Genomic DNA, 8977 nt, shown 5'->3' with positions numbered 1-8977 from the left:
AGCCATTGAGGACAAAACCAGCTAAGGAGAGCAGCGAAACTGTCTTCAAACACAGCCATTGAGGACAAAACCAGCTAAGGAGAGTAGCGAAACTGTCTTCAATCACCACTATTGAAGACAAAGACCGCTTGGACCCTCCCAATGAGCCCCAAACTCCAACTGTCTCCTGATTGTTCACGCAAAAACTGGCCAGAAAAAACAAAAGCAGGCTGAGAAAAAAGACTGATTTTTCTCCACCTGCTTTATTTTAAGAACTTATCAGACAGCTCCGCAAAGAACTGTTTCTTGCTTATTTTTCTGAAGCTCTATTCCATCTTCTGCGATAAAACAGAACAAGTCCAGCAATGAATAGGAATGCTCCAATGAATAACCAATTATATTGGTTGGTAGCAGTATGAGGCAACTGACCTGGCGTTTTTTGGTCACTGTCGCCTTTGTCATTTTCTTTCGCTGCCTCTTGATTTAAAGATTCATCCGCTGCTAATTGGTCAGGATGAAAGACGGCAAACGTACTAAAATGGCTTGTATAGACGGTCAGCTTGCCATCCTTATACTCTCCGCCAACTAGTTCCCATTGCTTGTTCGTCTCATTCCAATAATAGACCTTCAATTCTTCTGGATGCTCATAAGCTGATTCAGCAATTGGAAAAGTAATTTCGATTTTATGATCAAACGTGCTGATAATTTTTCCATCCAGCTTGATAGTAAAGTCATAAATGGAATGGGCTGATAAATTAGCTGCCGGCAGCGCGATTGGATCCTTGTCTACTTTTTCTAGGGTGATGAGCAAGCTTCCGTTTTTATCAAAATTGACAAGTGGAATGGTCAGCTGGACATCATTTTTTACGATAGTAAGCGACGCATTTCTTTCCTTTAACAATTCAAGCTGCTCTTTCGTCAGCTGGACCTCATTTACATCAGTGGCGCTGTCTTTTACATCGATAATCAACTGGCCATTTTCATCAAGCGACTGTACTTGATCATCCGGGATCGTGGCTGTTTGGCCTTCTATTTGCGGTGTAGTTGTCACCACTGGTTTTAATCGTTTCACCGTAATGGTGTAGGTTTGGGTGCTTCCGGTTTGCGCCGTAACCGTCACGGTAATGTTTGTATTTTCCTCATTTAAGCGAATGTCACTTGAATCTTTTCCGCTTTGGACGAGCTCGCCATTCACGGTTACGGTGGCATTCTCTTCATTCACGAAGGGAGCCAGTTTGATTGAATCCGTGTTGCTGCCCACACTGACATGATAGTCGAATGTTTCTGGATCAAATAGAGGAGTCATGGTTCCCTCACTCATTTTTAGATCACTAAGTGCGGCATCATTAGACAATAACTGGATGGAGGCTGTGAGTAATTCAGTGAACTTGCCATCACTAGCTTGAATCGTTAATTGATAACTTGGCTTTGTTTTGGTATTCATAATGGCTGATTTATTCACGGTAATTGTTCCATTATTTCGATCAATCTTAAAGACCTCACCATCATTGCCTGCTGTTATTTCATAGGTGATAGCATCTCCATCCACATCGGTAGCGCCCATAACGCCCACTACGGTATTCACGGCAGCATTTTCAGCTAGGATTGCCGAGATATCTTCTCCCACAGGGGCATGATCATTCACATTGTTGAGATAAATAGTCACAGTGGAATAGGCCTGATTGGCACCGTCGCTCACCTCTACCGTTAAGGTAAAGCTTCTGGTCTTTTCGTAATCTAATTTGGTTTCGTCCACAACACGTATTTCTCCTGTGTTTTCGTCGATAGCGAAGGCGTTCGCTTCGTTGCCGCCTGTAATATGGAACGAAACGGTACTATCTTCATCACGGTCGACAGAACTTACTTTCCCGATTTTTGTCTCATTGGCTGTATTTTCATCGATGGCAGCGGTAAAGCCTGTTCCAACCGGAACGTTGTCATTCAGATTATTCAAATGGACCGTAATCGTTGCAGTATTTGTATCATATCCATCATTAGCAGCGATCGTTAGTTGGTAGCTCTTTTTCGTTTCGTAATCCAGCTGTTGTCCTTTTACAACGGATAGCTGCCCATTCTCCCGATTTAGCATGAAGATTCCCTCGTCATTCCCTGCTGTAATCGAATAGGATAAGGAATCACCATCACTGTCATTTCCGATGATGGTTCCTGCTAATGTGTCAGCCGCTGCATTTTCATCCACCTGAAACGCTTGGTTGGTTAGGGCCGGGATCCTGTTTCGGCTGACAACGACACTATAAAATTTTTGTGTCGTACGGTCTTCTGCCAAGGTCACAATGGTAAAAGGGTTAGCGCCGATTTCTAACGAAACCTTTTTCGCCTGGCTTGAAGTCAGCGGTGCGCCATTCAAGGTCAGTGTTCCATTGGTATCTGCAAGAACAGCGGTCAAATCGATATTGGTGACATCATTTTTCACCTTCATGCTGTAATTCGTAATAGTTGGGCGGAATGCTGGATTCAATGTACCAGGAGATACGCTTAAATCCGCTAAATCTGCGTTATTAGACAGCATGCGATAAACAAAAATGGAGTACATTTTTGTATTTCCGTCCTGTGCGGTTACGACAACGGTGATGTTATTTTGGCCGACAGCCAGCTGGATTGGGTAGCTTGGTGCTCCCGCAGTGGCCGAAGCCCCATTGATCGTAAGGGTTGCATTTGGATCTGCCAGGGCAGCAGTGACTTCTAGGCTGTCTACTTCATGGCTGACAGAAGCACTATAGACTGTCTGATTTGGTGAGAATGGCTGCGATAACGTACCGCTGCTTAGTGTTAAGTTCGCTAAATTGGCATTATTGGATGGCACAACGCTCGTTGCGTTACTAAATGCCGCCTGTCCGGTGCCGTTTTTATTTTTCGGCACGACATAAGCTCTAATCACACTGCCGATATCTGATGGCTTTACCGTGTAGGTATTGCTGCTTGAAAGCGGCTGGATTAACGTTTCATGGCTGATTCCATCACGATCATACCGGTAAAATGCATACTGTGTTCCATCCTCAGCATCTTGGTTAGCATCAAAGTAACCGGATGCTGCTGATAGGGTTCCGCCCACTATCGCTGGTCCGTTTAGGACTGGAGAGGCAGTCGGCAGATCATCCTGCAGATAATATTTGAAACCAGTTGTATAGTAGGCAAGAATATCCGTTCTTCCATCCTGATTGATGTCTGTCAGGAATAGTTGATTGATTCCATTTGGACTGGATTTTGTATAATCAGGTGCCGTATGGAAGCTTCCTCCCCCTTGGTTAAGGTGGATATCGATGTTCCTGCCGCCCACCTCTGAGGTGATGACAAAGTCAGTCAACCCATCTGAGTTAAGGTCTGCGGCTTTTACTTCCTGGTTATAAACGTAATCGACTTCTTTTATTTTTGTTTTATCAAATCCAGTATTTGAGCTATTTCGAAGGAACAGCCATAATTCGCCTTTTCCATTTGCCCAATCATTTCGAACTAATAGAAAATCATCCTTTTGATCATTATTGAAGTCAGCCACTGTAATGGCCGCTCCTTGAAACAGATCGGAGTTTAATGGAGCCGTCTCCAGTGAGAAGGTCCCGTCTCCTTTTCCATAGCCGATATTATAAAGTCCGCCGATTTTGTTGTTAGAAGTGATAAAATCAAGGTTTCCATCATGATTGAAATCACCGATTGCATTGTTAGTATTATTAAACCCGCTAGAGAAGAGGGGGCCGGTTTCTTTTAGGCCGGAAAATTGGATGGTTCCAGGTGTACTGTTGTTAACACCCACAAATACACTTGATGTGCCAATCCAAAGGATATCTTGTTTTCCGTCATTGGTGAAATCTCCTGCTAAAGCCCCTATTCCATAAAAGGCTTTGTTAAATAAATCATTGGCCGATCCAAGCCGGTCATATTGATTGGTTCCTGCATTCCATCGATAGATGTTATTCGGACTTGCAGGAGCACCATTGGGCCCTGCTGTAATTAAATCCTGGTATCCGTCATTATCGAGGTCAGCGAACGTGGTCCCGTAGAACTCGGAAGTCTCCTTTGGAAGCTGGGTCTGGGCAGTGTAAGAAGCGTTTCCTCCGATATTTCTTAAACTTCCAACTTGATAGTTGGGACTAGCTTGACCAGCGATGTTCAAAGCTCCATTGGAATCGCGGCCAATAGCAACGGTTTTACGTGAACCCATGTTTGCAGAGATTACTTGAATTTCGTTACTAAAGTTAATAGAAGGAGCCTCCGCCTTGGCGCTATTAGTGCCAGGTAAGATTGGCAGAGTGGCTAAAATCATGGATAGGATTAGGAATAAATGTAATGACTTTTTCATATGTGTTCTTTTCCCCTGTACATTTCGACACCTCGTGTTTTTTTTTTAATGAAGCTTTCTCCCTTATAAAAAGTTAGATTTATTTTTTACTATAAACCTGTTCAAGTTATTATAAATGAACCTGCCCTATAATACGACAGATTTTTACAAAATTTCTTTATTTTTTTAGTAGATTTGAATTACTTATTTGGTTGAATTTGGGAGAATTGCAGGAAGATAGAACAATCGCGGCGATTTGTACTGAAGTAAAGCGGAAAACGCATACGCCGTCGCAAGGAGAGGTGCCCGCACTTTTCTCCTTGACGGAAAAATTTTTGAAAAACAGGTTGTACCTAGACAATCTATGCACTATTATTTACATATACCAAGAAAATCTATGTATAAGGATTCGATTACCGGCATGAAATGTGGTGGTTACTTATTGGGAGGGATTCAATTTGGTTGTCTTGTTACTGGTGCTTATGTTTGTGTCTATTCCAGCCTATGCCTTGATTCGAATGGTTCAGAGTTTTGCGGGGAAGAACCTTAGCTCGGTAAAAACCAGGGTCATCGATGGCGTTTATTCTTTCGTCATTCTTTGCTTAGTGCTGATAGGCTTTTTTATTAATAGCCTAGCCTTGAAGGCAGGCGAACAATTGCTGATTTTCTCCATGAACGGGCACAAAGCCAATGGATATGCCTCACTTGCCAATGAGCATGTTTGGTCATTGATCGTATTATTCATTTTGGGCATGTTTTGCTTTTGGCTGGTCAGCTCGCAGGAGGGGCTTTCGCCGATCCTATTTGCCGCAGGCAGCACAGTGCTGATTTTGAATATCTTATTTGCCTTCATCTATCTGACGCATATCGTTTTCACCCATGATGGAGATGGCTTTTCCGTCACGCTCTTGCAGGTTAGCTTTTTGTCATTGATTTTCCTCTATATGGCCCGGTTAAAAGAATCGCTCAACCGATTCCTTGAAAAGATGGGGGAATCAGAGGAAGATTATCACCATCCAGTTTTGCGTTTTCTGTCCAAGGTCTCCTTCAACTATCAAAGGATGTCCCGAGTATGGGCGATTTTTCTTTTTCCAGCCCTGATCCTCATTCAATTAGTATTGGTTCTGTTCGGACAGCGGCCTGACAGCTTTATCCGCGTGTTCCTTGATACGAGTTCGTTTCATTATTCCAGGATTCCGGCACCGCCCCCGGAGGTCGTTGAGGGGGACGGCCATTATCTTTGTACGGTGTCAGCAGCGGGGCATCGCAAACTCGTGAAGCCAATCCGGGCAGGGATCCGAAGGGGATCAAGAATTGTCGTCAACCGCCAATTGCTGATTGCCAATGCTTTTGAAAATATTCTCGAGGAATACACACCTAACTTACATAAAGCGATTCGCGGCTTTTATGACCAATATGGCTACCCGCTTAGCCGGCACATCCATTCCAAATGGTCCGCGGATCTGGTCTACCTGATTATGAAACCATTGGAATGGTTCTTCCTGATCGTGCTATATACCGTCGACCGCAAACCAGAAAACCGGATCAATGTCCAATATAGTGAGCTGCGAAAGTGAAGCGCGGGGACGGTCTAAAGCGCCTAAAAATACTTCCAAATAAAAGGAAGCATGAACCGTCCCGATATTACGTAGTAAGGTCCTACGTGACTGAAAACAAAGATAAAGAGAAGTTTGGGTCACGTAGAAGAGTCCTACGTGACCGAAAACAAAGAAAAAGAGAAGTTTGGGTCACGTAGAAGGGTCCTACGTGACCGAAAACAAAGAAAAAGAGGAAGCAGGGTCACGTAGAAGGGTCCTACGTGACCGTAAACAAAGAAAAAGAGAAGTTTGGGTCACGTAGAAGAGTCCTACGTGACCGAAAACAAAGATAAAGAGAAGTTTGGGTCACGTAGAAGGGTCCTACGTGACCGTAAACAAGGAAAAAGAGGAAGCAGGGTCACGTAGAAGAGTCCTACGTGACCGTAAACAAGGAAAAAGAGGAAGCAGGGTCACGTAGAAGAGTCCTACGTGACCGAAAACAAAGAAAAAGAGAAGTTTGGGTCACGTAGAAGGGTCCTACGTGACCGTAAACAAGGAAAAAGAGGAAGCAGGGTCACGTAGAAGAGTCCTACGTGACCGTAAACAAAGAAAAAGAAGAAGCAGGGTCACGTAGAACCAAAGAAAACACACTAAAACGATAATTTGACAACAATGATGAATGTAGATCCTCTCTTGCCTTGATGGCAGCAGTTCCCAATATTTTCGCTGCCATCAGCATGGCTTATTCATTAATGTCCTACTTGAGATAATAATGCGTTTATCCCTTAACCTTGTTTTTGTGGATTGAGCCGCCCCTAACCCACAAAAAGGAAGATATATAATTTTGCCACATTTCAGTCCTTGATAATGTGGTATTTTTTTATATAAGGAGTATGGTAGCAAAGTGACGGCATCAAATTAAACTTGAAAAGGATGTATATTTACATGAGACAGATTTATAAATCATCAGAGAGACAGATTGATCGCACTGGAAATAGGCTCGTTACCAAAGAACTTCAAGAGCTGATCGATGAGACAGCGCTTGCAGGGGGTATCTTGGTTCTGGAAAAAGGCACTTATCTGACAGCCTCGTTATTTTTGAAAAGCAACATGGAATTTCATTTTGAAGAGGGGGCCGTCCTGCTGGGGACCACGGATGAATCCTGCTATCCGATCATCCCTACCCGTGTGGCCGGCATTGAGATGGATTGGTATCCGGGCATTTTGAACTGCAATGGCCAGACGGGTGTGACCATCAGCGGCAATGGTACGATAAATGGCCAGGGGGAGTACTGGTGGAACAAATATTGGGGCGATGACATGAAGGGCGGTATGCGAAAGGAGTATGATGCAAAAGGACTTCGCTGGGCCTGTGACTACGACTGCATGCGCGTCCGCAATGTAGTCGTCATGGAGTCATCCCATATTACCTTAAAAGATTTTACCTCCACACGGTCTGGTTTCTGGAATGTTCATGTCTGCTACAGCAGCCACATCCATATAGATGGGATTAAAATAGCATCAGGCGATCTGCACAGTCCAAGCACTGATGGCATTGACATTGACTCCTGCCAGCATGTCCTGGTGGAAAATTGCCTCACTTCCTGCAACGATGACAGCATCTGCATTAAGTCCGGAAGGGATTGGGACGGGTTGCGGGTGAACCGCCCATGCCATGATATCACGGTACAAAATTGCGAGATTTTATCTGGGTTTGGCGTCACCATCGGGAGTGAAGTTTCTGGCGGTGTTTATGATATTACGTTAAAGAATTTGCGTTATCATGGAACAGACTGCGGTTTTCGCATTAAATCCGCCGCAACCAGAAGCGGTTATATTAAAAATGTATCGGTAGACGGACTGGAAATGGTCAATGTGAAATACCTATTCCATTTGTATTTGAACTGGAATCCAGCCTATAGCTACTGTGAACTGCCAAAAGATTATACAGGGGAAATTCCAAAGCACTGGAAGACATTGACCGAACCTGTATCTGATAGCGTTCCCAAGACCGCTGTCAGCAATATTACCATTCAAAATGTCAAGGCTTATAATGAAACGGGATATGACGGCATCAGCCGGGCATTTCATATTGAAGGCTTTCCGGATGCGCCGATTGAGGGACTTACCTTTAAAAATATGAATCTCTCATGCAAAGAATACGGTGTCATCAATTACTCAAAAGGAATCCGGTTTGATGATGTGACCGTGTCGATTTCCGGTGCGAGGGAAGAAGAAAATGATTCCTATGATAATCGATAGGTGCTGGGGCGGTCCCTGCGGCAAAAGCCGCGAGACCCGTCCTTATGAAAATCAGTAAATCACTGTAATATTGTGCTGATGGAGAAATTTGATCCAATGGTCACTTGGTTTGATGTCGGTGACCAAGTAATCAATTTGTTGAAATTCCAGGAAGCTGATAAAAGTGATGTTATCAAATTTAGTATGGTCAACGAGCAGCATCGTTTTGCTGGCCTGTTGGATCATGAGCTTTTTTAATTCGGCATCAGGCTCATTTGAGTCCATGATGCCTTTTTGCATATGGAGACCATTGCAGCTTATGATGGCGAAATCTGGGTTATATTTTTTAGTCGTCTCCATGGAAATGGAACCCACTAATGATAATGAATGCGGTACCAATTCACCGCCGGTGGAAATAATCCCTATGGCATGACCGGGGTTTTCGTTTAATATTTTCACAGAGTTCGTGATAACGGTTACATTTGTTTTTAAACTCAGCAATTTCACCAATTCAAAGCTAGTGGAACTGGAATCGATAAAGAGAGAATCGTTATCGCTGATATAATGGATGGCTTTTTGGGCAATGACTTGTTTGATATGTAAATTCCTATCGATTCTTTCGTTGAATGGCAAATCCAGATTGGTTTGTTCATTGATGACTGCACCGCCATAAGTGCGTGTTAGTGTTCCTTCCCTTTCCAGCTTTTCCAAATCTCTGCGGATGGTTTCTTCTGTAACATGAAACTGGTTTTTTAAATCTGATACCAGTACCCTCTTATTTTTTTGTAAAATGGACGTGATGATTTGCCGCCTCTCAATGCCTAACAAAATCTAGTACCCCCTTATAGGTATTAACCGACTTCACACTATTATTTTAATATTATAACAAAAAAAAACAGATAAATTTAGTATTATTCAAAAGAAC

Annotated in this window: 4 protein-coding genes; 2 read left to right on the top strand and 2 right to left on the bottom strand. The window is 43.4% G+C overall.

Going from position 1 to position 8977, the window contains the following annotated elements; genetic code table 11:
* Positions 1-289 precede the first annotated feature (289 nt).
* Positions 290-4294 (bottom strand): cadherin-like beta sandwich domain-containing protein, encoded by a 4005-nt coding sequence (locus NFS43_RS22455; RefSeq protein WP_251555148.1) that lies wholly within the window; start codon positions 4292-4294, stop codon positions 290-292.
* Positions 4295-4731: 437 nt separating this feature from the next.
* Here NFS43_RS22455 and NFS43_RS22450 point away from each other — a divergent pair, with 437 nt between their 5' ends.
* Entirely contained in the window at positions 4732-5850 is a 1119-nt protein-coding gene (locus NFS43_RS22450) for a DUF6688 domain-containing protein (RefSeq protein WP_251555147.1), read from the top strand.
* A 906-nt stretch (positions 5851-6756) separates the two neighbouring features.
* On the top strand, positions 6757-8073 hold the full coding sequence (locus NFS43_RS22445) for a glycoside hydrolase family 28 protein (protein ID WP_251555146.1): 1317 nt from the start codon (positions 6757-6759) through the stop codon (positions 8071-8073).
* Positions 8074-8124: 51 nt separating this feature from the next.
* Here NFS43_RS22445 and NFS43_RS22440 read toward each other — a convergent pair whose 3' ends face one another.
* On the bottom strand, positions 8125-8880 hold the full coding sequence (locus tag NFS43_RS22440) for a DeoR/GlpR family DNA-binding transcription regulator (RefSeq protein WP_251555145.1): 756 nt from the start codon (positions 8878-8880) through the stop codon (positions 8125-8127).
* Positions 8881-8977: the final 97 nt, after the last annotated feature.

This window comes from Neobacillus muris, from assembly GCF_943193175.1.
GTDB lineage: Bacteria > Bacillota > Bacilli > Bacillales > Cytobacillaceae > Neobacillus > Neobacillus muris.
Note: the sequence above shows the minus strand (reverse complement) of the source record. Positions and strands in the feature narration are given on the sequence as shown.

Coding starts and splice junctions, on each gene's coding strand:
- NFS43_RS22455 (WP_251555148.1), bottom strand. CDS start 4,294: ATGAAAAAGTCATTACATTTATTCCTAATCCTATCCATGATTTTAGCC.
- NFS43_RS22445 (WP_251555146.1), top strand. CDS start 6,757: ATGAGACAGATTTATAAATCATCAGAGAGACAGATTGATCGCACTGGA.